Source organism: Acinetobacter sp. FDAARGOS_515 (genome assembly GCF_003938865.1).
In the GTDB taxonomy this organism is placed as follows: Bacteria; Pseudomonadota; Gammaproteobacteria; order Pseudomonadales; family Moraxellaceae; genus Acinetobacter; species Acinetobacter ursingii.
This window is the reverse complement of sequence record NZ_RKIX01000003.1, coordinates 487,323-509,155: the sequence shown is the minus strand read 5'-3', so window position 1 is coordinate 509,155 and position 21,833 is coordinate 487,323. Positions and strand designations below refer to the sequence as shown.

At 41.1% G+C, this 21,833-nt stretch carries 16 protein-coding genes and 1 pseudogene; 10 read left to right on the top strand and 7 right to left on the bottom strand.

Annotated features, from left to right (window positions below; genetic code table 11):
* Positions 1–6: 6 nt before the first annotated feature.
* Positions 7–195 (top strand): annotated as a pseudogene (locus tag EGS47_RS18890) (ABC transporter ATP-binding protein); the annotation flags it as partial.
* Between the two features lie 38 nt (positions 196–233).
* On the opposite strand, the gene EGS47_RS03850 reads toward EGS47_RS18890, so the two are convergent.
* The 7 genes from EGS47_RS03850 to EGS47_RS03820 form a co-directional block, all read right to left on the bottom strand.
* Entirely contained in the window at positions 234–1,637 is a 1,404-nt protein-coding gene (locus EGS47_RS03850) for an efflux transporter outer membrane subunit (RefSeq protein WP_005002911.1), read from the bottom strand.
* Positions 1,638–1,648: 11 nt separating this feature from the next.
* The gene (locus tag EGS47_RS03845; protein WP_125269205.1) at positions 1,649–3,640 is read right to left on the bottom strand and encodes a MacB family efflux pump subunit; all 1,992 of its coding nucleotides are present in this window, start codon (positions 3,638–3,640) and stop codon (positions 1,649–1,651) included.
* A 2-nt stretch (positions 3,641–3,642) separates the two neighbouring features.
* Positions 3,643–4,995, bottom strand: a complete 1,353-nt coding sequence (locus tag EGS47_RS03840) for a MacA family efflux pump subunit (protein ID WP_125269204.1) — start codon at positions 4,993–4,995, stop codon at positions 3,643–3,645.
* A gap of 102 nt (positions 4,996–5,097) precedes the next feature.
* A complete protein-coding gene (gene holA, locus EGS47_RS03835; protein ID WP_125269203.1) occupies positions 5,098–6,087 on the bottom strand; it encodes a DNA polymerase III subunit delta in 990 nt (329 codons plus the stop codon).
* Positions 6,088–6,110: 23 nt separating this feature from the next.
* On the bottom strand, positions 6,111–6,638 hold the full coding sequence (gene lptE, locus EGS47_RS03830) for an LPS assembly lipoprotein LptE (protein WP_044436242.1): 528 nt from the start codon (positions 6,636–6,638) through the stop codon (positions 6,111–6,113).
* A gap of 212 nt (positions 6,639–6,850) precedes the next feature.
* The gene (leuS, locus tag EGS47_RS03825) at positions 6,851–9,487 is read right to left on the bottom strand and encodes a leucine--tRNA ligase (RefSeq protein ID WP_125269202.1); all 2,637 of its coding nucleotides are present in this window, start codon (positions 9,485–9,487) and stop codon (positions 6,851–6,853) included.
* A 165-nt stretch (positions 9,488–9,652) separates the two neighbouring features.
* Entirely contained in the window at positions 9,653–10,024 is a 372-nt protein-coding gene (locus tag EGS47_RS03820) for a DUF4124 domain-containing protein (protein ID WP_125269201.1), read from the bottom strand.
* A gap of 531 nt (positions 10,025–10,555) precedes the next feature.
* Here EGS47_RS03820 and EGS47_RS03815 point away from each other — a divergent pair.
* From EGS47_RS03815 to EGS47_RS03775, 9 genes are all read left to right on the top strand, one after another.
* A complete protein-coding gene (locus tag EGS47_RS03815) occupies positions 10,556–12,280 on the top strand; it encodes an acetolactate synthase 3 large subunit (protein ID WP_125269200.1) in 1,725 nt (574 codons plus the stop codon).
* Positions 12,280–12,771 carry an acetolactate synthase small subunit gene (gene ilvN / locus EGS47_RS03810; RefSeq protein WP_125269199.1) on the top strand — a complete coding sequence of 164 codons (492 nt, stop codon included), beginning with the start codon at positions 12,280–12,282 and terminating at the stop codon, positions 12,769–12,771. Before EGS47_RS03815 ends, ilvN begins: the two co-directional genes overlap by 1 nt.
* A 126-nt stretch (positions 12,772–12,897) precedes the next feature.
* Positions 12,898–13,914, top strand: a complete 1,017-nt coding sequence (gene ilvC / locus EGS47_RS03805; RefSeq protein ID WP_004990871.1) for a ketol-acid reductoisomerase — start codon at positions 12,898–12,900, stop codon at positions 13,912–13,914.
* A 432-nt stretch (positions 13,915–14,346) separates the two neighbouring features.
* Positions 14,347–16,416 carry a putative bifunctional diguanylate cyclase/phosphodiesterase gene (locus tag EGS47_RS03800; RefSeq protein WP_104794683.1) on the top strand — a complete coding sequence of 690 codons (2,070 nt, stop codon included), beginning with the start codon at positions 14,347–14,349 and terminating at the stop codon, positions 16,414–16,416.
* A 211-nt stretch (positions 16,417–16,627) separates the two neighbouring features.
* Entirely contained in the window at positions 16,628–17,068 is a 441-nt protein-coding gene (locus tag EGS47_RS03795) for a PaaI family thioesterase (protein ID WP_004990861.1), read from the top strand.
* 332 nt (positions 17,069–17,400) lie between these two features.
* The gene (locus tag EGS47_RS03790; protein WP_004990859.1) at positions 17,401–18,990 is read left to right on the top strand and encodes a peptide chain release factor 3; all 1,590 of its coding nucleotides are present in this window, start codon (positions 17,401–17,403) and stop codon (positions 18,988–18,990) included.
* 76 nt (positions 18,991–19,066) lie between these two features.
* Positions 19,067–19,885, top strand: a complete 819-nt coding sequence (locus EGS47_RS03785; RefSeq protein ID WP_004990857.1) for a hypothetical protein — start codon at positions 19,067–19,069, stop codon at positions 19,883–19,885.
* 87 nt (positions 19,886–19,972) lie between these two features.
* Positions 19,973–20,983, top strand: coding sequence for an RsiV family protein (locus tag EGS47_RS03780; protein WP_125269198.1), 1,011 nt, complete (start codon positions 19,973–19,975; stop codon positions 20,981–20,983).
* 3 nt (positions 20,984–20,986) lie between these two features.
* On the top strand, positions 20,987–21,808 hold the full coding sequence (locus tag EGS47_RS03775; protein ID WP_005002938.1) for a TatD family hydrolase: 822 nt from the start codon (positions 20,987–20,989) through the stop codon (positions 21,806–21,808).
* Positions 21,809–21,833 lie beyond the last annotated feature (25 nt).

The window sequence follows — 21,833 nt, the reverse complement described above, 5'->3', positions numbered from 1 at the left end:
GTGATCTATTTTAGTTTCCAAAAATCTGATGAAATTTTTGGTGAATTAGCCGAACAAATATTTGAAAAATAAGGTTTTTAATATTCAAAAGAACAGGATTTTTATAGTGAATTTTTAACGGATGAAGTTGTTCAGATGAGTGCAATGAAATATCCTAATAAGCTAAAAGATCAAGATTCCTATCCAGAAGATTAATTGATCAGAAAAATAAGCCACCGAAGTGGCTTTTTACTTCAAGGTAATTGTGATATCGGCGAACCACCCAATGCTTGCATCAAAGTGACATAAGCATTGTATTGATTCTGTTTGGTATTGACTAAACTTAATCTCGCTGCACGTGTCGTTTCTTGTTGATCCAGTAAGTTTTTCAACGCTACAGCACCATTGCGATAACGGACGTCAGTTAAACGCTCGGCTTTTTCAGCCAGTTCCAGATTACGTTGTTGTAATTGGACTTGTTGATTTAACTCAGTACGCGCCGAAAGTGAATTTTCAACATCGGCAAATGCCTGATACAAAGTTTGACGGTATTGAATAATGGCTTTTTCATAATCCAACTGACTAATTGCAATATTCTTTTTCATATCATTATATTGCAAAAAAGGTAAGCTCAAACTAGCACCTAAAGTCAGGGCAGGGTTTTTGATTAACTCAGTCAAAGAGGTACTACTCGAACCCAGATTTCCAGTTAAATTGATAGAGGGATAATAACTCGCAGTGGTGGCATCTTTGTTTGCTAAACTTTCGCGTAGGCGTAGTTCTGATGCCCTTAAATCAGGACGGCGCGATAATATATCCGAGGGTAATCCTGCTGCAATCTGCGGTAAGCTGACTTGAGGCAGACGTTGGGGCTCTTGCAAATTTAACTGTTGTACAGGAATATGAAGTAACACAGCGATGGCAGTACGCGTTTCCACCAGACTTTGCTGAATTTGACTTAAATTGGCTTTTTGACTTTGTACCGATTGCTCGGCTTGAGTCAGATCTAAACCTGAAACAGCGCCAGCTTTATATTGGCTATTCACTAAACTATACAGTTTCTCAGAAGTTGCCAGACTTTGTTTCGCCGTTGCTAGGCTTTCATTCAGATAAGCCAGTTGCCAGTAGAGTTTTGCGGTTGTTCCAATCAAAGTTTGGGCAGTCGCCTGTAAATCTTGTTCAGTGGCTAAAGCTTCCCATTTTGATGCTTCCGTCTGACGTGCCAATTTACCAAATAGATCTAGTTCATAGCTGACACCTGCATTTAAAGATAAACCTTGTGAGCTGTCATCACCTGAGTTGAGATCAATTCGATGTCCGGCAGAAACCCCTGAACTGACGCGTGGGCCTTGTTGATCGGCTGCTAAACCGGCTTTTAAACGGGCCTGTTGGATTGCAATTCCAGCAACAGCCAAGTCCGTGTTTTTGGCAATGACTTGATCGACCAGTTGATTCAATTGTGGATCACCAAACAATGTCCACCAATGATCTGCATAACGGTCAAAAGTTGTATTTTTAGCAGTTTGATCATATTGGAACTGTTGTGGCGTTTGTACGGTCGGTGTTTGATAGGGCGTTTTAACAACAGCAGCACAACCAACGAGGGTAGATGAAGCGATGATGAGAGCACATAACGGGGTTAATTTAGATAATGACATAATGCTTCCTATTATTCTCGTGCCAACGCTGCAACAGGGTCGAGTTTTGCGGCATTCTTTGCAGGTAAAAATCCAAAAACCACACCAATGAGGGTAGAACATACAAATGCTGCGATAATCGAGGTAGTCGAATAGGCAACAGCAAAGTTTCCTGCGGCGACTTTATTAATCAGTTGCCCTAAACCCAGTGACAACAGCACGCCGAGTACACCGCCAATTAAACACACCAAAATTGCTTCAATTAAAAACTGTTGTAAAATATCACTTTGTCGTGCACCAACTGCCATACGAACGCCGATTTCCTGAGTACGCTCTGTCACGGATACCAGCATAATATTCATCACGCCGATTCCTCCGACCACCAGTGAAATCACGGCAATCGCAGACACAAGCAAGGTCATGGTGCTGGTAGTTTTTTCAATGGTTTGGCGGATACTGTCACTGTTCATGGTGAAAATATCTTGTTGACCATGTCTTAAGGTCAATAAGTTCACAATGGCATTTTCCGCTGCATTGGTGGAATACTGATCATTAATCCGCACAATGATATTACGCACATTGGCTTGACCTAACATACGACTCATGACTGTGGTGTAGGGCATATACACGTTTAGCGTATCATCTGAGCCCATTGCACTGGTTTGCGGTTCTACAATTCCAATAATACGTGCAGGTACACTTCCAAGTAACACCACTTGCCCAATCGGATTGCTGCCATCGGCAAAAAATTGTTTTTGGGTATTGGTATCAATCACGACATCTTGCGTACGATCACGCACACTACGCCCATCAAAGCTTTGCCCATCTTTAAAAGTTAAGCCTTTTACATCAAAATAGTCATTGCCCACACCATTAATGGTCGCATTGGCTTCATTTTCCTGATAACGAATGGTCTTTGAGGTGCTGACCATCGGCGTGACCGCACTCACATAAGGCTGTGTCGCCAAGGCCTCTGCATCGGCGGGAACCAGTGTTTTAAAATTAGCTGTTTTAGAGTTATCACCAAAACCGCGCCCCTGAAACACAGTAATGGTATTGGTGCCCAAACTACTAATATTTTCCAGAATTTGCTTTTGCGAACCGTTGCCCAGAGCAACCACTGTGACCACGGATGCGATCCCGATGATAATGCCGAGCATGGTCAAAAAAGTACGCATACGATGTGCATTCATGGACAATAATGCCATTTGGAATGCTTCTGAAAGTCGATCCAGTGCAGAACGTAAGGCTGAAACACTTTTGCCTTTAGCTTGTTTATTGGCAAGCGCAGGTGCTGCATCTGGATCAGAATTTAATTCAGTTTCATACTCCGGTACGTTGGCTCGATCCGTAACAATTTCACCATCACTGATTTCAATAATTCGTGTGGCATTTTTGGCGATTTGCATGTCATGGGTGACAATAATGACAGTATGACCCGCCGCATTGAGTTCGCGTAAAATCCGCATCACTTCAACACCGCTATGTGAATCAAGCGCACCAGTGGGTTCATCGGCAAGGATGACATCACCACCATTCATCAAGGCGCGAGCAATAGAAACCCGTTGCTGTTGACCACCAGATAATTGACTTGGACGATTTTGGGTTTTACTGCCTAAGCCCAGTTCTGTGAGTAAAGCGGTGGCACGTTGTTTTCGTTCTGTAGGATTGACACCTGCGTACACGGCAGGCACTTCGACATTGCCCTCAGCCGTTAAATCGCCCAGTAGATGGTAACGCTGGAAAATAAAACCAAAATATTCACGGCGTAACTTTGCCAGATCATCAGGTTCGAGTTTCCCAGTTTCCTGTCCACTGACTTTATAGCTACCACTGGTTGGTCGATCCAGACAACCTAAAATATTCATTAAGGTTGATTTGCCAGAGCCTGATTGACCGACAATGGCAACTAATTCACCTTCATAAATCGTAAGGTTGATGTCTTTTAAAATTTGAACGGTGCTATCGCCAGCAGGGAACTCACGTACCAGATTGCTGACTTCAAGCAAAGCTTGTTGAGTCATGCTTACATTCCCATAGGTCCACGACGACGATTACCACTATTGGCAGAAGCGGCTGAAGTATCAGCGCTATCGGCAATAATGACCTGATCACCTTGTTTTAAGCCTGCAAGGACTTGAGCATTAACACGGTTATTAATACCAATCAGCACTTGTTTCGGTTGAGCCGAACCATCTGCTTGTAAAATACGAACCACACTTAAGCTGGCTTTACCCTCTGCAACTGCCTGTTTCTGTTCCGCGTTCAAATTCAAGCGTTCAAAACTTGGAGTGTTTTTGTCTTTATCACGTTGTTTATGTTCTGCATTTGGTGTTGAAGCTCCCGCAGTTTGAGTGCTGGCTGTACGATTCTGTGCGCCTGCTGGTCGACTGGATAGTGCAGAAGAAGGCACCAATAAAGCATTTTTCACCGAATCCAGTACGATATAAACCTGAGCCGTCATATCAATACGCAATTTACCATCTTCATTGGGTACATCAAATAAAGCATTATAGTAAATGGCACTGCTACTGGTTGAGCTTGAGGAACTGGATGAGTTGCTCGATTCACTCGAAATAGAGTCTGGCGCGGGTTCAATCTGACGTAAGGTTGCATAACGTTTTTTATCATCACCCAATGTCGTGAAATAAACCTGCTGACCTTTTTCCACTTTCATAATGTCTGCTTCACTGACTTGTGCCTTGATGGTCATATTTTGCAGTTTGGCAATTTTAACAATGGTTGGTGCAGACTGATTGGCGTTTACGGTTTGACCTTCTTCAGTCACGATCGCAACCACTGTACCATCTGTTGGTGCAACAATTCGGGTATAACCAATATTGGTCTGAGCTGTGGAACGAGTCACTTTAGCCGATTCAATCTGGGCATCGAGTGCTTTAATTTGTGCCTGTGCTGTTTTATAAGCAGCTTCTGCCGATTCTAATTCTGCTTTTGAGGTGGCATCCTGTGCATACATTTGTTGTTGTCGACGATATTCCAGTTGCTTTTCATTCAGGTTCGCTTGTTGCTGTAAGCGCTGCGCTTCTAAATTCTTGATATTGGCATCGGCGGTTTTTAAACTATTTTCCTGAGTAGTCGAGTCGATCTGAGCAATGAGTTGCCCTTGTTTGACTTCATCTCCCAATTGCACATACATTTTTTTGACCTGACCAGACACCTGTGCACCGACACTAATCAGGCGCGTGGCATCCAGTGTACCTGTCGCTAGTACAGTATTTTCCAGATCACCGCGTGAAACTGTTTCAGTAATATACTGCGGCTGTTGTTGTTTAGGTTTGAAAAAAGTCCATGCGAGTGCAGCAATAATCGCGATACACACCACCGCAATGATCATTTTAGAGGCTTTTATTTTTGGCATAGCAATATCTGGAGTTCGACGTAATTTGGCACTAGTATAAAAGTGAATTAAGGATAAAACGTGAATATTTTTATTGATTTAATGCAATAGTGCGGAATAGTCTTAAACGAGAAACAAGGTTTTTCCACAGAGTTCCGCAATCCCTTGCTGAATCAAATGTTCTGGATTTTCTTTAGACATACCTTTGATAGACGCATCGACTTTTAATAACAAGCTAGGCCAGTTTAAAAATTGTTGTGGATGTAAACGGCGTAGTGCTTGTTGGTAGAGAGAAACTTTGGTTTTCCAAATTCCCAATTGTAAGGCATTTTGCGGCTGTTCAAATAACTGCATTAAGAGCCGCATTTCTTTACTGAGTGTCCACAAGATCAAACTATGTGGTTCGCCAGAAGCAACTAGATATTGAAAAATTTTAATGGATTGTGCCAGATTGCCTTCAAGTAAAGCATCACTTAAATCATAAGTAGTATAGCGAGATTGATCTTGTAAACAGGCATAAAGCTGTTCAATTTGAATCAGAGAATGCTCAGGAAATGTATCATTTACCCGCATCAAACTATTTTTTGCGGCTAATAAATTATGCTCATGATGCTGCATGAGCCATGCCCAGGCATCTGAATCCAGTTGAATTCCTAATTTCTCAGCTTCAATTGTTAAAATACGCTGACGATCTTGAGGGTAGGTAGCTGTTAAAGCAACCACCACACCATTGGCTTCAACCGTTTGAAAAAATGCCGACTTTAAGCTTGAACTATCTTGTTTCGGTAAAACAATCAGTAAGAGATTGGACTCATTATGTTGTAAATAACTTTTGAGCTGTTTGAGTCCATTGGCATCAGGTTTGATGTTGCCATGTACTTCAATGGCAAGTTGCTGTGAAAATAAAGAAAGACTATTTAATGCATTAAAAACGTTTTTCCAGTCATTGACACTGCTGATGTCATAACGCTGGCGTTCAACGTTTTGTTGCTGCCAGCTTTTACGAAAATGATCCAATAAATTTTGCTCAAGCAAAGGTTCTTGGCCGTGTAAAATCCATGCGCCACGCGCTTCTGGGGCGCGTTTTAAGGCTTGTAAATAGTCCAGTTTCATAATTGATCAACACAAAGATACATTTAGTTAGATGTACTCTGTGGCGTGACTTTCGGTAAACGGTTGGCAGAAATCTGACGCGCAATCTGCTGAGCAATATCATCAATTACAATACGATCCAGATAAGTCTCTTCCTGATTTTCCGTGTTAACCGTTGCTAAATCATATTGATAACTACGCGCTGCGGTTAAAGTGCGTGGCGCAGTAATCGGATTGCCTTGATGATCTTCGATCTGAAAAGTGACAGTTAAGCGTAATAAAACTTCAGTGAGTTTTCCATTAAGGAGTTGACGACGCGGCGTATAATCAAGCACACGCAGCGTATAGGCATCGTTGGCATTGCTCAGTTGAACACCACTGGCAGCCAAATAAACACTCAGCTGTTTTTCCAATTCGTCGGTATTTTTAGGCAAAGCAAGATTGAGCCTTTGATAAGCCAATGGTGCGGCAGTTGGATTAGTTCCTTTTAAATGAAAACCACCACAGCCCACCAAGCCTGCACTTAGACCTAAAGTTAATACAACTGCTGCAACACGTTGAACTAAATGCATGCTTTGTCCTCATGGGATTCCAAAATACTTGGAATCATTAATTTTTTAAAATTCACAACATTTTAGATTCAAAGCCCATTGAATGACAACGGGCTTTGTTTGGGTTTTGTTTATTCTACTCAAGTTCCTTCTCCCTTAGGGATAAGGTTAGGATGAGGGGAATGACCTCTTCCTAACCCTCTCTTAAAAGGAGAGGAGATTTAAGCAGCAAATTAAACCACTAAATTCACAAGCTTATTTGGAACCACAATTTCTTTTTTGGTTGGACCCGTTAAGAATTGTTGAACCTCAGGCAATGCTTTAGCCAATGCCAATAATTCATCTTTCGATGCATCAACAGAGACTTCTAACTTGCCACGAAGCTTACCATTGACCTGTACCACAACAGTTTGGGTATTACGGGTCAGTGCAGACTCATCAACGACGGGGAATGTGACCTGAACTAAATCAACACCAAATTGGCTTAATAAAGTCTGACTTAAATGCGGTGCAAATGGAGCAAGCAAGGTTAGGAGTGTCGTGATCGCTTCACGTGTTACAGCAACATCATTGTCATCTTTTGCTTCAAACTTATTGCTGGCATTAAGTAATTCCATCAATGCGGCAATAGCGGTATTGAAGGCATGACGACGTTCAATGTCATCACCCACTTTTTGAATGGTTTCATGGGTTTTACGACGTAAATCCTGAGCATCTTGAGACAGATTGGCTGTATCAATCGTCGTTGCTGAGTTGCCTTGTTCTAGGAAGCCAGCAGCCAAACGCCATACACGTTTCAAGAAACGGTTTGCGCCTTCAACACCTGCATCTGACCATTCTAGAGATTGATCTGGTGGTGCTGCAAACATCATAAACACACGTGCGGTATCTGCGCCGTATTGATCAATGATCGCTTGTGGATCAATGCCGTTGTTTTTCGATTTGGACATTTTTTCTTGTCCACCGATCACGACATCCTGACCATCAGCTTTATATTTTGCAGACAGGATACGACCTTTTTCATCTTTTTCTAAAAGGATATCGGCAGGGTTAAACCATGTTTTTTTACCGTTTTCCGCTTCACGATAGAAGGTATCTGCTAACACCATGCCTTGAGTAAGCAAGTTGGTAAATGGTTCGTTACCCTGCACCACGCCTTCATCACGCATCAATTTATGGAAGAAACGTGCATAAAGTAAATGCAAAATCGCGTGTTCCACACCACCGATATATTGGTTCACTGGAAGCCAGCTTTGCGCAGCTTCTGGTTTGACCATACCACCATTGAAGTCTGGAGATGCATAACGTGCGTAATACCAAGATGACTCAACAAAAGTATCTAAAGTGTCTGTTTCACGACGAGCTTCGCCACCACAGCTTGGACATGTAGTTTGATAAAACTCAGGCATCTTATTCAATGGATTACCCGAGCCATCTGGAACCACATCGGTTGGCAATACCACGGGCAATTGATCTTCTGGAACAGGTACTTGACCGCATTTTTCGCAGTTGATCATTGGAATTGGGCAACCCCAATAACGCTGACGAGAAACACCCCAGTCACGTAAGCGAAATTGAACTTTGGCATTGGCAAGTCCTTGTGGCTCTAATTTTGCAAGGAAAGCATCAAATGCTGCTTGAAAATCTAAACCATCAAACTCACCTGAATTCACCAGTTTGCCATCTTTAGAGCCGTACCATTCTTGCCATTCAGTTGCAGAATATTCTGCATCGTCAGCACCTTTGGCATCAATCACTTGGGTGATAGGCAAGTTAAATTTATTGGCAAATTCGAAATCACGTTCGTCATGTGCAGGAACAGCCATGACCGCGCCTGAGCCATAAGACATCAACACATAGTTGGCAATCCAGACAGGTAAATCTTCACCCGTTACAGGGTGTTTAATAGATAAGCCTGTTGCCATGCCTTTCTTTTCAGCTGTAGCTAAATCCGCTTCTGCGACTGAACCCATACGACATTCTTCAATAAATGCAGCAAGTTCAGGATTGCCTGCTTCTGCTTGGAGCGCCGCTGCTTTTAGTGCCATTGGATGTTCTGCTGCAACCGCAACATAAGTCACACCCATCAAAGTATCTGCACGGGTGGTGTAAACGGTTAGACCATCGGCGTAGACTTCGGTGTTCGCAGATGGAAAAGTAATGTCCATCCCTGTAGAACGACCAATCCAGTTGCGCTGCATGGTCAAGACTTGTTGTGGCCAACCATCTTTTAAGGTATCTAAATCGTCTAATAACTCTTGCGCATAATCAGTGATGCGGAAGTAGTACATTGGAATATCGCGTTTTTCGACCAATGCGCCTGAACGCCAGCCACGACCATTTTCAACTTGTTCATTGGCAAGTACAGTCTGGTCAACGGGATCCCAGTTTACGGTTGAAAGCTTACGATAAATCAAGCCTTTCTTATAAAGTTGGACAAATAACCATTGTTCCCAGTGATAATACTCTGGTGTACAGGTCGCAAATTCACGATCCCAATCCACAGACAAGCCCAATTTTTTTAATTGGTCACGCATATAGGCGATGTTTTCAAAGGTCCATTTGGCAGGGGCAACCTGATGCGCAATCGCTGCATTTTCAGCAGGTAAGCCAAAAGCATCCCAACCCATCGGTTGTAATACGGTTTCACCTTTTAAACGATGAAAACGGCTGATCACATCACCAATCGTATAATTACGCACATGCCCCATATGCAGTTTGCCACTTGGGTAGGGGAACATCGACAGGATGTAGCGATGTTTACCTTCAACAGTGTCTGCAACTTTAAATGCCTTGCGAGCTTCCCAGTCTTGTTGAACTTGAGCTTCGATAGCACTTGCTTGATATTCGGGGTCAATGTGAGTAGTCATAAACGTATTAAGGACAACAATCTAAAGTTAAAAAATATTGCTGCACAGCATAGCGCAAAATCAAAAAAAAAGCGCATGTTGTACAAGGGATTTTATACACAATATAAAAAACAGGTCTGGAATTTATCCAGACCTGAGATTTATTTTTGATTTGAGTGAGGTCATTTAAACTGCACGATTTGTCGCTGGAGCAGCGCTTGGTGCGGTTTGTTCAGATTTTGGCATTACCTGAGGTGGGTTAGACGCAGGTGTTGATGACTGATTTTTATGGCCATTTTCTGTATTTGGCTGATTTTGCTCTGGATGAGATGGATTATTTTGTGTAGGGCGTGAAGTATGCCCATAAGTTTTAACTTGTCCCTGTTTTTTTGAACCTTTGGGTGGCGGCGTAGTGGTGTAGTGCGTCGAACCTTTGCTATCTACCCATTTGTAATATTGTTCAGCATGATTCTGAGTAGCAAATAGCATCAGACTAGCCATTAGCGCGCTTTGTGCTAAAAAAAATACCTTAGAACGATACACTATATATTTGCTCATAGCCTGAATGTCCATTAATAACAATCTGATTTTATAACGAAAAAAACGTCAATAAAGTTGAGTAATGCTGATTGTAAATCATACGCTTTAAATTGCGGTAAATGAACAAAAATGAAAAGAGGAATTGCGATAAATGGTGTAAATAAATCGATTAAGCTTCAAGTAATTTGGTTTAAAAATATACACACAAAAAATAAACGGCAAAAAGCGAGCATTTCGCCTTGACTTTAATAGTTGAAACATAAAAAATGTTCGCTTTAGTTTTATATGCCTTTATTCGATCACCCTTCGAATAATGTCATGGTATGTAATGGACATTCTCTCTAGCCGAGAGGGTGATTTTGCTCAAGACCTGTTTATCCCAACAGTTCTTTAATGAAGCTGAGACAACTTATACGGTGATCAGTTTAGAAATTTTTCCTATTACAGCAAAAACTTGGAAGTATGTGTGCTATAACAGTGCAGAAAGTAAATGAATGACACACTATTTATGTCTCCCATAAATGGTGCAAAAGACTAGGGTGAATCACGTTGGAACTTTTATCTGGTGGTGAAATGCTCGTTCGCGCACTTGCGGATGAGGGCGTTGAACACGTTTTTGGATATCCAGGCGGCGCAGTTTTACATATTTATGACGCGCTTTTTCAACAAGACAAAATTAATCATTACCTTGTACGCCATGAACAAGCCGCAGGCCATATGGCCGATGCTTACTCTCGCGTAACTGGTAAGACGGGTGTGGTGCTGGTCACTTCAGGTCCAGGCGCAACCAATACTGTCACTCCAATTGCTACAGCTTACATGGACTCAATCCCAATGGTGATTTTGTCTGGTCAGGTTGCCAGCCATTTAATTGGAGAAGATGCATTTCAGGAAACAGATATGGTCGGTATTTCCCGTCCAATCGTAAAGCACAGTTTCCAAGTGCGTCATGCCAGTGAAATTCCTGCCATTATTAAAAAAGCATTTTATATTGCTTCAAGTGGTCGTCCGGGGCCAGTTGTGGTCGATATTCCAAAGGATGCGACCAATCCTGCTGAAAAATTTGCCTATGAATATCCTGAAAAAGTGAAGATGCGTTCGTATCAGCCGCCTTCACGTGGACATTCAGGACAAATTCGTAAAGCCATTGATGAGCTGCTTTCTGCAAAGCGCCCTATGATTTATACGGGTGGTGGTGTGGTTCAGGGCAATGCATCTGCATTATTGACTGAGCTTGCGCATTTGCTCGGTTATCCAGTGACCAATACCCTAATGGGTTTGGGCGCGTTTCCTGGTGATGATCCACAATTTGTGGGCATGTTAGGGATGCACGGGACTTATGAAGCCAACATGGCGATGCATAATGCCGATGTGATTTTGGCGATTGGCGCGCGTTTTGATGACCGTGTCACCAACAATCCAGCCAAATTCTGTCAAAATGCCAAAGTAATTCATATTGATATTGACCCAGCAACCATTTCCAAGACGATTATGGCGCATATTCCTATCGTAGGTGCTGTTGAGCCTGTGCTTCAGGAAATGCTGGCACAACTCAAGCAAATGAATGTGTCGAAGCCAAATCCAGAAGATATTGCTGCTTGGTGGTCACAAATTAATGAATGGCGTAAAGTTCATGGCTTACGCTATGAAGCGGGTCAAAATGGTGTGATGAAACCACAACAAGTGGTTGAGACATTGGATCGTGTTACCAATAGTGAAGCGATTATTACTTCTGACGTTGGTCAGCATCAGATGTTTGGTGCGTTGTATTATAAATACAAGCGTCCACGTCAATGGATCAACTCAGGCGGTTTGGGCACGATGGGCGTGGGTTTACCTTACGCAATGGCTGCAAAACTTGCCTTCCCAGATCAGCAAGTGGTGTGTATCACGGGTGAGGCATCGATTCAAATGTGTATTCAGGAATTATCAACCTGTAAGCAATATGGATTAAATGTCAAAATTCTGTGCCTGAATAACCGCGCCTTAGGGATGGTTAAACAATGGCAGGATATGAATTACGAAGGTCGTCATTCAAGTTCTTATGTTGAATCATTGCCTGATTTTGCCAAGTTGATGGAAGCATATGGTCATGTTGGCATTACCATTGAGCATGCTGATGAGCTTGAGTCCAAGTTGGCTGAAGCGATGGCCATTAATGATAAATGTGTGTTCATTAATGTCATGGTTGATCGTACTGAGCATGTTTATCCAATGTTAATCGCAGGTCAGTCTATGCAAGACATGTGGTTAGGAAAAGGGGAGCGTACCTAATGAGACATATTATTTCTGTACTCGTTGAAAACGAAGCTGGTGCGCTTTCTCGTCTAGTTGGTTTGTTTAGTCAACGCGGCTATAACATTGAAACATTGAATGTTGCGCCAACTGAAGATGAAACTTTATCTCGTTTGACCTTAACCACTTATGGTGATGATCACAAGATTGAGCAAATTACCAAACAATTGAATAAACTGGTTGAAGTGGTGAAAGTCGTTGATCTTTCAGAAGGTGCTCATATTGAGCGTGAATTGATGTTGATCAAGGTGAAAGCCTTAGGTGCAGCTCGTGCTGAGATTAAACGCACTGCGGACATTTTTCGTGCACAAGTCGTCGATGTAACGCCCACGACTTATACCATTCAGATTGCAGGGACTACCGATAAACTTGATGGCTTTATCGATGCACTTGCAGAAAATACGATCTTGGAAGTGGTTCGCTCAGGCGTATCTGGTATCGCACGTGGTGAAAAGGTTTTAACAATTTAATTTTTTTAAAACCCCTCATCCCAACCTTCTCCCAGAGGGAGAAGAAGTTCCCTCTCCTTGAGAGGGTTAGGGTTAGGGTGAGGGGGAAATACTCAACATATTTTAAAGTTTTCATGGAGACAACAGATGCAAATTTTTTACGATAAAGACTGTGATTTATCTATCATCCAAGGCAAAAAAGTAGCCATTATTGGTTATGGTTCACAAGGTCATGCACATGCGCTTAACCTTAAAGATTCTGGCGTTGACGTCACCGTGGGTTTACGTGCGGGTTCTACTTCTTGGAAAAAAGCTGAAAATGCAGGCTTGAAAGTTTCTGAAGTTCCAGCAGCAGTTGCTCAAGCTGACTTAGTCATGATCTTGACCCCAGATGAATTCCAGTCACAACTTTATCGTGATGTAATTGAGCCGAATATCAAAGAGGGTGCGACTTTAGCATTTGCTCATGGTTTCTCTGTTCTTTATAACCAAGTTGTTCCACGTAAAGACTTGGACGTCATCATGGTTGCGCCTAAAGCACCAGGTCACACTGTACGTTCAGAATTCCAACGTGGTTCTGGTGTACCTGATCTAATTGCAATCCATCAAGATGCTTCTGGTAATGCACGTAATGTGGCGCTTTCTTACGCTTCAGGCGTAGGTGGTGGTCGTACGGGTATCATCGAAACTTCTTTCCGTGAAGAAACTGAAACTGACTTGTTCGGTGAACAAGCGGTTCTTTGTGGTGGTGCGGTTGAATTGGTGAAAATGGGCTTCGAAACTTTGGTAGAAGCGGGTTATTCTCCAGAAATGGCTTATTTCGAATGCTTACACGAACTTAAATTGATCGTGGACTTGATGTTCGAAGGTGGTATCGCAGACATGAACTACTCAGTGTCTAATAACGCTGAATATGGCGAGTATGTAACCGGTGTTGAAGTCATCAATGATCAATCACGTGAAGCAATGCGTAATGCGCTTAAACGTATCCAGTCTGGTGAATACGCGAAAATGTTCATTCAGGAAGGTGCGTTGAACTATCCTTCTATGACTGCACGTCGTCGTCAAAACGCTGCTCATGGTATCGAAGTAACGGGTAACAAGCTACGTGCGATGATGCCTTGGATCCAAGCAAACAAAATTGTTGATAAAGAGAAGAACTAATTTCTCGAATCAATTAATTTGAATGCCAAGACCCACTCTATTTGAGTGGGTCTTTTATGTTTATTGTTACGTGCCTCAAAAAGATGAAAGCAGTGCTTCCATCTTTTTTCGTACCTTGGATTCAAGCGAATAAAATCGTAGACAAAGAAAAGAACTAATTTGAGTTGAGTTTCTGAAAAACCCTGCAAATTGCAGGGTTTTTCTTTATCACAGCTTTGTTGGAAACCCGTGATTTAATTCATAAAACCCATCAAATTTGTGTTTTTATTCTGTTGATTTTTAAGGTAAAAAAAACTTGACCTTCACAGCGATAGTGGTATTGTTTAATGACATCAAAAACTTGATGTTAAGAAGGTCAAAGTGAGCAGGGAGAGGGCTGTTTATTTAGCTTTCAAAATAAAAACAAGTATCTAATAACCATGGAAATTTTGTATGGTACATGTTGATTATGACTATACCTTTGTACTCGGTTCAGTTCTAGTCGCTGTCATCGTGTGCTATGTAGCCATTTCTACAGAACAATTAATTTTTAAAGACACCTACAAGTATTTTGAAAAATGGATTCTAATTTCCAGTAGTCTTATTTTAGGCTTTGCTATTTGGTCGATGCATTTTGTTGGGATGTTTGCCTGCCATTTACCTGAAGGCTATTCTTTCGATCTAGGCTTAACCATATTGTCCTACCTGATTGCAGCAGTAGCTTCACTGTTCGCACTTTGGTTAACGTCACGTCCAACTTTACCTTTGCCTCGTCTTGTGATTGGCTCTGTTCTCATGGGTTTGGGAATTTCAGGGATGCATTATACGGGTATGATGGGCTTGGTGATCGAAAATCATCATCTGGTCTATGATCCTTTGATTGTTGTATTTTCAGTACTCATTGCGATTAGTGGTTCAGGTTTAGCTTTTTTTCTCATTTTTAAATATAAAAGTGCAATTGGACGAAAATCGGGGTTAAAACTAGCAATAGCGTTGACAATGGCGCTCAGTATTGTGGGGATGCACTATACGGGTATGGCTGCGACTACATTCATTTCGACTCATAATAATCATGTCATGATGGGTTATGAAGCAGGTCAGGGACTGCTCTTATTTACTATCCTGTTTGTGACTAGCCTGATTTTGGTTGCTGGTTTTTGTGTTGCTGTTCTAGAGCTCAGGCTGGAGGAGCGTAATCATGCACTTTCACAATTAAATAAAGAACTTGCAGGTCTAGCGACCAAAGATAATCTAACCAAATTACCTAATCGTTTATTTTTAGTTGATTATGCGCAAGTCATTTTTGCAGAACACCGTTTACGTGAGCAGAATATTGCTTTTTTATATTTAGATTTGGATCGCTTTAAGTCAGTCAATGATGCTTTTGGTCATCATGTAGGAGACCAGTTATTGATTCAGATGGCGAATCGTGTTTACCGCCATTTAAATGAACGAAGTAAGTTTTTGAGAATAGGGGGTGATGAGTTTTTACTGATCATTGAAAACTCGACTATTGCAGAAGCAATTGAAAAAGCTGAAGATGTTTTGCAGCAGGTTCAGGAAACCTATCTCATTATTGGCAAAGAAATTAATGTATCGGCCAGTGTGGGGATCGCGATGTATCCTGAACATGGCGCGAATTTACAAGATTTATTAATTAATGCTGATGCGGCCATGTTGAGTTCTAAAGAGCAGGGACGTAATACCAGTACATTGTTTAGTTATTCCAGCGTACAGGATGAGGCAAAAAGTCAGTCCAAATTGATCAATGATTTGTATAAGGCTGTAGATGAGCAACAATTTGTATTATTTTACCAGCCCAAATTCACCATTCATCAAAAAATTTGTGGGGTGGAAGCTTTAATTCGCTGGCAACATCCAACATTGGGATTACTCACTCCCCATATGTTTATTGATGGCGCGGAAAAAACGGGTTTGATTGTTCCAATGGGCTATTGGGCACTTGAAGAGGCCTGTAAGCAGATTCAGGAATGGGTTCATAATAATATTCCTTTTTATCCGATTGCCGTTAATCTTTCTGCAATTCAATTTGAAAACAAAAAATTATTTTCAACTCTTGAAAGTTTAATAGAAAAATATAATATTCAACCTAATCATTTAATTATCGAAATTACTGAATCAACTGCGATGCGTCATATTGATATGAGTATTCGCACTTTTGAACGTTTACGTGATTTGGGTATTCGTATCGCCATTGATGACTTTGGTACAGGTCATTCTAGTTTTCTTTATTTAAAAGATTTACCTGTAGATGAGCTTAAGATTGATCGTGGTTTTATTGTGAACCTTGAATCAGGTTCGAAAGAAAAAATTATTCTGGAAAGTATTATTCAGCTAGCAACAAAATTAGGATTATGTGTCACAGCCGAAGGCGTGGAAACTCCTCAACAAGCCGAAATTTTAAGTCGTTTAGGTTGCCATCAGCTACAAGGTTATCTATTGGGTACGCCTGTTTCAGTAGATCGTCTTGCTATATATAAAGAAAATCACCAATTTGCTTAAATTTTTTTTATAAATTATTGATATTTAATTTTTTTAATAATTTGGATAGTTCAGTAATTTTTTTATATATTAAGTTCTTTTTTGGAACTTGATTGTGTATAGTATTGATATCTGCTGATGTTAAGGACGAATGCTCATTTTAATACAGCAGGATTTATACGATTTTAATTATCTAAGTATTTAAAAAAGATAGCACAGGAGAAAACGGATCATGGATTTAAAAAAGATGACAGGATTGGAAATAATGCAGGCCTTTGCTCAAGGCTTATTTCCCGCACCTGGTATTGCGAAAACCATGCCGATGCAACCACTTGAAGTTGAACATGGGCGAATTGTATTTGAAGCGATCGCGGATGAACGACATACCAATCCTTTAGGTGGTGTGCATGGTGGTTTTGCTGCCACAGTACTTGATTCGGTCACTGGTTGCGCTACACATACAGTTTTGGCGGCAGGAGAGGCGTATGGCACGACAGATCTAGCCATTAAAATGTGTCGTCCGATGCCATTTAATCAAAAGCTGATCGCTGAAGGCAAGGTGATTAATATGGGCAAGAATCTGGTGATTTCAGAAGGCTATTTACGTGACGAAAACGGTAAATTATATGCGCATGCTACAGCGACCAACATGATTATTCGTGCTAAATCTTAGAGGAATCATTGATTCGAAAATAGACGAAATAATTCATTTTTTCTTCAAAAAGTAAGCAAGGTCGAGAACAGATTTTCAACTTTGCTAAATACCAGATATCATCATTGAAATTTGTATTGGATACATCCGATGTAAGAAAGCAATAAACAGTTTTGGTATTTAGGCGCTGACTGCCGAAGATAGCATGTGGATAAAACAGATTTCATCCACAGAAACGGATGTGGCGATTTATCCTTTTGCTATTTCTGCTACAATTGCGCCAATTTTAGTTTTCTTACATCTAGGTAACAAATCGTGTTTACCGCAACGATGTTCAATATGAAGATTTATACATGTTTAAAGATCAGTTAGCGCAAGAAGTGAGTGCGCGTAGAACCTTTGCCATCATTTCGCATCCTGATGCGGGTAAAACGACCATGACAGAAAAATTACTGTTATGGGGTAAAGCCATTCAGGTTGCAGGTATGGTAAAAAGCCGTAAATCTGACCGTGCAGCGACATCTGACTGGATGGAAATGGAAAAAGAACGCGGGATTTCGATTACCACGTCGGTGATGCAGTTCCCCTATAAAAAACATACCATTAACCTACTCGATACGCCGGGACATGAAGACTTTTCCGAAGATACCTACCGTACTCTAACCGCAGTAGACTCGGCATTGATGGTGATTGATGGTGCAAAAGGGGTCGAGGAGCGAACCATTAAATTGATGGAAGTGTGTCGTATGCGTGATACGCCGATCATTTCTTTCGTCAACAAAATGGACCGAGAAATTCGAGAGCCTTTAGAACTTCTGGATGAAATCGAAAATGTTTTGAATATTCGCTGCGTTCCTATTACATGGCCTTTAGGCATGGGACGCGACTTTGCGGGTGTTTATAATATTCTTGAAGATAAATTATATGTCTATAAGGCAGGTTTTGGTTCAACCATTACCGATATCGAAGTGCGTGATGGTTATGATCATGCTGATATTCGTGAAAAAGTCGGTGAATTGGCTTGGGCTTCATTTGAAGAGTCCTTAGAACTGGTGCAAATGGCCAATGAACCTTTAGATCGTGATTTGTTCCTGCAAGGTAAACAAACGCCTGTACTTTTTGGTACAGCTTTGGGTAACTTTGCCGTTGATCATGTACTTGATGCCTTTATTCAATGGGCGCCAGAGCCGAAAGCACATCCCACGCAGGAACGTACCGTTGAAGCTACGGAAGAAGGCTTTAGTGGTTTTGTTTTTAAAATTCAAGCTAATATGGATCCGAAACATCGTGACCGTATTGCCTTTATGCGTATTTGCTCAGGCAAATATGAAAAAGGTTTAAAGATGAATCACGTGCGTATTGGAAAAGATGTGCGTATTTCAGATGCATTGACCTTCCTTGCAGGTGAGCGTGAGCATCTGGAAGAAGCTTGGCCGGGTGATATTATTGGTTTACATAATCACGGCACGATTCAGATTGGGGATACCTTTACCAGTGGTGAAAAGCTACATTTTACTGGTATTCCACACTTTGCCCCAGAAATGTTCCGTCGTGTCCGTTTGCGTGATCCTCTCAAATCCAAACAACTACAAAAAGGTTTAAAAGAGTTGTCGGAAGAAGGGGCAACCCAAGTCTTTATGCCACAAAATAGCAATGATTTGATCGTCGGTGCGGTGGGGGTACTTCAGTTTGATGTCGTCGCATATCGCTTAAAAGAAGAATACAAAGTCGATTGTATTTATGAGCCAGTCAACATTAATACCGTGCGCTGGATCTACTGTGATGATGATAAAAAAATGAATGACTTCAAGAAAAAAGCCCATGATCAATTGTCGCTAGATGGTGGTGGTCATTTGACTTATCTGGCACCGAGTCGTGTTAATTTGCAAATTATGCAGGAACGCTGGCCTGATATTGAGTTCCGCAATACACGCGAACACTAAATTGCATGCAGCAGCTTCTTTCGGGAAGCTGTTTTTTATTTTAAAGTAGACGCTTTGATCAATGTGGGAAAGCATCATGCAGATGACAAAACAGTTCTTGATGGTGGGTTTAATCGGGATATTGTCCATGCTGGCTGCTTGCACAAAAAGCGATCATGATCAGAAAGCTGAGCAGGAAAAGTCGGCTACTTCACACGATAAAGCAGAGATTTTACCTTATTTGGATATTCAGGAAAGCAAAGCCAAATATGCGTTGCCTTTTTGTGAAAAGAAAAACTGTATTGATATTGATATACAAAGTATTCAGACTAAAGACAGTTGGCTTAATAGCTGGGTTGAGCAAAAACTGGCGTATGTGGTGCAGGCGCAAATCGGTCAAAATCAGAAAATCAATTTGCAAAAAGCTATTAATGCCTATGTTGCCAAATCTGATACATGGCAGGATCAGTATTCTAAAAATCAGGCTTATGAGCTCCATATCACCACGCGAGTCGCTTCGCAGCGTAATGAATATGTATTATTGCAAGTTGGCCTAAACTCAAAACAAGAAGAAGTCACCGTAAAAGATCGTTATTATTTTTTTGTGGCCAATCGCAAACTGCAAAAAGAAGTCAACATTCTGGATATTTTACAGAAGAATCAACAAAGTAACATGAATCAAATTGTTCAGGATCATTATCAAAAATGGTTGAAGCAACAATCGGCTGAAGTACAGGCCGAAGCGCCGAAAAAATTATATTGGGGACAGGCGGACTGGTTTTTTGATAGTGAAGGGATTGGACTGCACTATCGTGCCAATCAAATTAGCAAACGAGCGGGTCAATTTGATATTTATTTATCAACAGCGCAAACTAAAGCATTGTTACAGCCTGAGATTTATCACAAAATGTTTTAATCTGTATTGAAATTTACACAATACTGGTCAAGCATGATCAAGTTACATTAGCATGAATTGAAAATTATTTTTTGTTAGGCAATCACGATGTTGCAATCTAAATATTCGCTGTTTCCAGCTCCACAAAGAAAACAATCTACTGCAAAACTTAGTTTGACAGTTGCGGTCTGTGCTTTATTGCTCACTGCTTGTCAGCCGAAGTCTAAACCTGAAGATACTGACCAGAAGCAAAATGCGGCTTCTGAAGTGCAACCACAAGTGTTGGCACTTGAAGGGTCATCTGTACGATTAGCTGTGAATTTGCCAGATTGTTCAGGCAAGAACTGCCCTCAATTTGTGGTTGAACGTTTACAGAGTAATTTCCCTTTTATTGATCAAATCATGGATCGGGAAATTTTAAAGAACTTAAAACAAATTTTGGATATTTCAGAGATTAATCAAAAAGAGCAGGCGGCTTCAACACCTGAAACGAATCCATCAAAATCGGATGATGTTGCTGCGAGTTCAGAACCTGTATCTGAGCAGCAAAAAATGCAGCAACAAGTTGAGCCCTATGTTCAATCTTTTGTCGAGATGGATAAAGAATTAAAAGCGTTGAGTGCCAATCATCAGATTAATATCATGATTAAACCCTCGATTTTAAAATCTCAAGAACCGATCGCGACTGTGGTTTTAAACACCAGTAGCTATTTAGGTGGTGCGCATGGTTCTTCGGCACAGCAGTATTACAACTTTGATTTGAAGCAACAAAAGCAAATTCAGCTGAATGATTTGCTCTTGCCCAATCAGAGAAAGGCACTGGAAGCTAAAGCACATGACGCTTTTAAAGCATGGGTGATGGACTCTAAGCTTGCGGATAATGTTAACGATTATGAACAAGCTTGGAAGTTTAAGCTTTCAGATAACTTCCTATTAGGCGAGCAAGGTTTAATTTTACAATATGGTGAATATGAAATTGGACCTTATTCGGCAGGGTTACCACGTTTGGTGATTCCTTATGATCAACTCAACGGTATTTTAAAAGCTGAATATTTACCACATACTCAGGCAACTTCTGAGCCTGTGGTGAATGCGCAGCATCATAAGCCACAGAGTTAAGGGATGCATTTTTCACTATTTGATACGCATACGCATTTTGATGTGCCAGATTTTGATCCTGATCGGAAGGAACTGGCACAACAAGCCAAAGCTGTTGGTGTAGAAAGACTGATTTTAATTGGCTTTAGCGAGTCCAGATTTGCAGATTTGATTCGTATTCAACATGAATTAAATCAGTTACAGCATGCTCCTATCAGCTATTTGGCTCCGGGGCTGCATCCTTTTTATATTGAGCAGCATGCACCAGATCATTTGGAGCGATTGGAACAAATTTTAAAACAAGAGTCCTGTATTGCTGTCGGAGAAATTGGACTTGATACTTTTTTGCCACAGCATAAACAGTCAGAACTTTATCTGAAACAAAAACAATATTTCACGGATCAACTGAATTTAGCAACGCAGTATAACAAACCTGTGTTATTGCATATTCGAAAAGCACATGCAGATGTGTTACAGATTTTAAAACAGCAACATTTTAAGTTGGGCGGTATCGCACATGCTTTTAGTGGTGGTGTTGAAGAAGCCAAAGCTTTTATTCAACTTGGCTTTAAGTTGGGTATCACTGGGCAAATTACCAATCCAAATGCGAAAAAACTGCATCGTGTCGTTGCAGAAGTTGGACTTGAACATTTGGTTCTGGAAACGGATTGTCCCGATATGACGCCATTGTGTTGTCAACATTCGACCGAACATCGGACCCGAAACACGCCTGTGAATTTACCTTATGTATTAGAGGGTTTAGCGGCAAGTTTAGCCATCAATGAAGCAACTGTTGCCCAAAAAGTATGGGAAAATTCATTGAACGCACTTCAATTAACGCAATAAAAAACAAGTACATTCAAAAGTATAA

Bases quoted from the DNA above. Each gene is read 5' to 3' on its own strand.
- EGS47_RS03850 (WP_005002911.1), bottom strand. From the start codon at position 1,637: ATGTCATTATCTAAATTAACCCCGTTATGTGCTCTCATCATCGCTTCA.
- EGS47_RS03845 (WP_125269205.1), bottom strand. From the start codon at position 3,640: ATGACTCAACAAGCTTTGCTTGAAGTCAGCAATCTGGTACGTGAGTTC.
- EGS47_RS03840 (WP_125269204.1), bottom strand. From the start codon at position 4,995: ATGCCAAAAATAAAAGCCTCTAAAATGATCATTGCGGTGGTGTGTATC.
- holA (WP_125269203.1), bottom strand. From the start codon at position 6,087: ATGAAACTGGACTATTTACAAGCCTTAAAACGCGCCCCAGAAGCGCGT.
- lptE (WP_044436242.1), bottom strand. From the start codon at position 6,638: ATGCATTTAGTTCAACGTGTTGCAGCAGTTGTATTAACTTTAGGTCTA.
- leuS (WP_125269202.1), bottom strand. From the start codon at position 9,487: ATGACTACTCACATTGACCCCGAATATCAAGCAAGTGCTATCGAAGCT.
- EGS47_RS03820 (WP_125269201.1), bottom strand. From the start codon at position 10,024: ATGAGCAAATATATAGTGTATCGTTCTAAGGTATTTTTTTTAGCACAA.
- ilvN (WP_125269199.1), top strand. From the start codon at position 12,280: ATGAGACATATTATTTCTGTACTCGTTGAAAACGAAGCTGGTGCGCTT.
- ilvC (WP_004990871.1), top strand. From the start codon at position 12,898: ATGCAAATTTTTTACGATAAAGACTGTGATTTATCTATCATCCAAGGC.
- EGS47_RS03800 (WP_104794683.1), top strand. From the start codon at position 14,347: ATGGTACATGTTGATTATGACTATACCTTTGTACTCGGTTCAGTTCTA.
- EGS47_RS03795 (WP_004990861.1), top strand. From the start codon at position 16,628: ATGGATTTAAAAAAGATGACAGGATTGGAAATAATGCAGGCCTTTGCT.
- EGS47_RS03790 (WP_004990859.1), top strand. From the start codon at position 17,401: ATGTTTAAAGATCAGTTAGCGCAAGAAGTGAGTGCGCGTAGAACCTTT.
- EGS47_RS03785 (WP_004990857.1), top strand. From the start codon at position 19,067: ATGCAGATGACAAAACAGTTCTTGATGGTGGGTTTAATCGGGATATTG.
- EGS47_RS03780 (WP_125269198.1), top strand. From the start codon at position 19,973: ATGTTGCAATCTAAATATTCGCTGTTTCCAGCTCCACAAAGAAAACAA.
- EGS47_RS03775 (WP_005002938.1), top strand. From the start codon at position 20,987: ATGCATTTTTCACTATTTGATACGCATACGCATTTTGATGTGCCAGAT.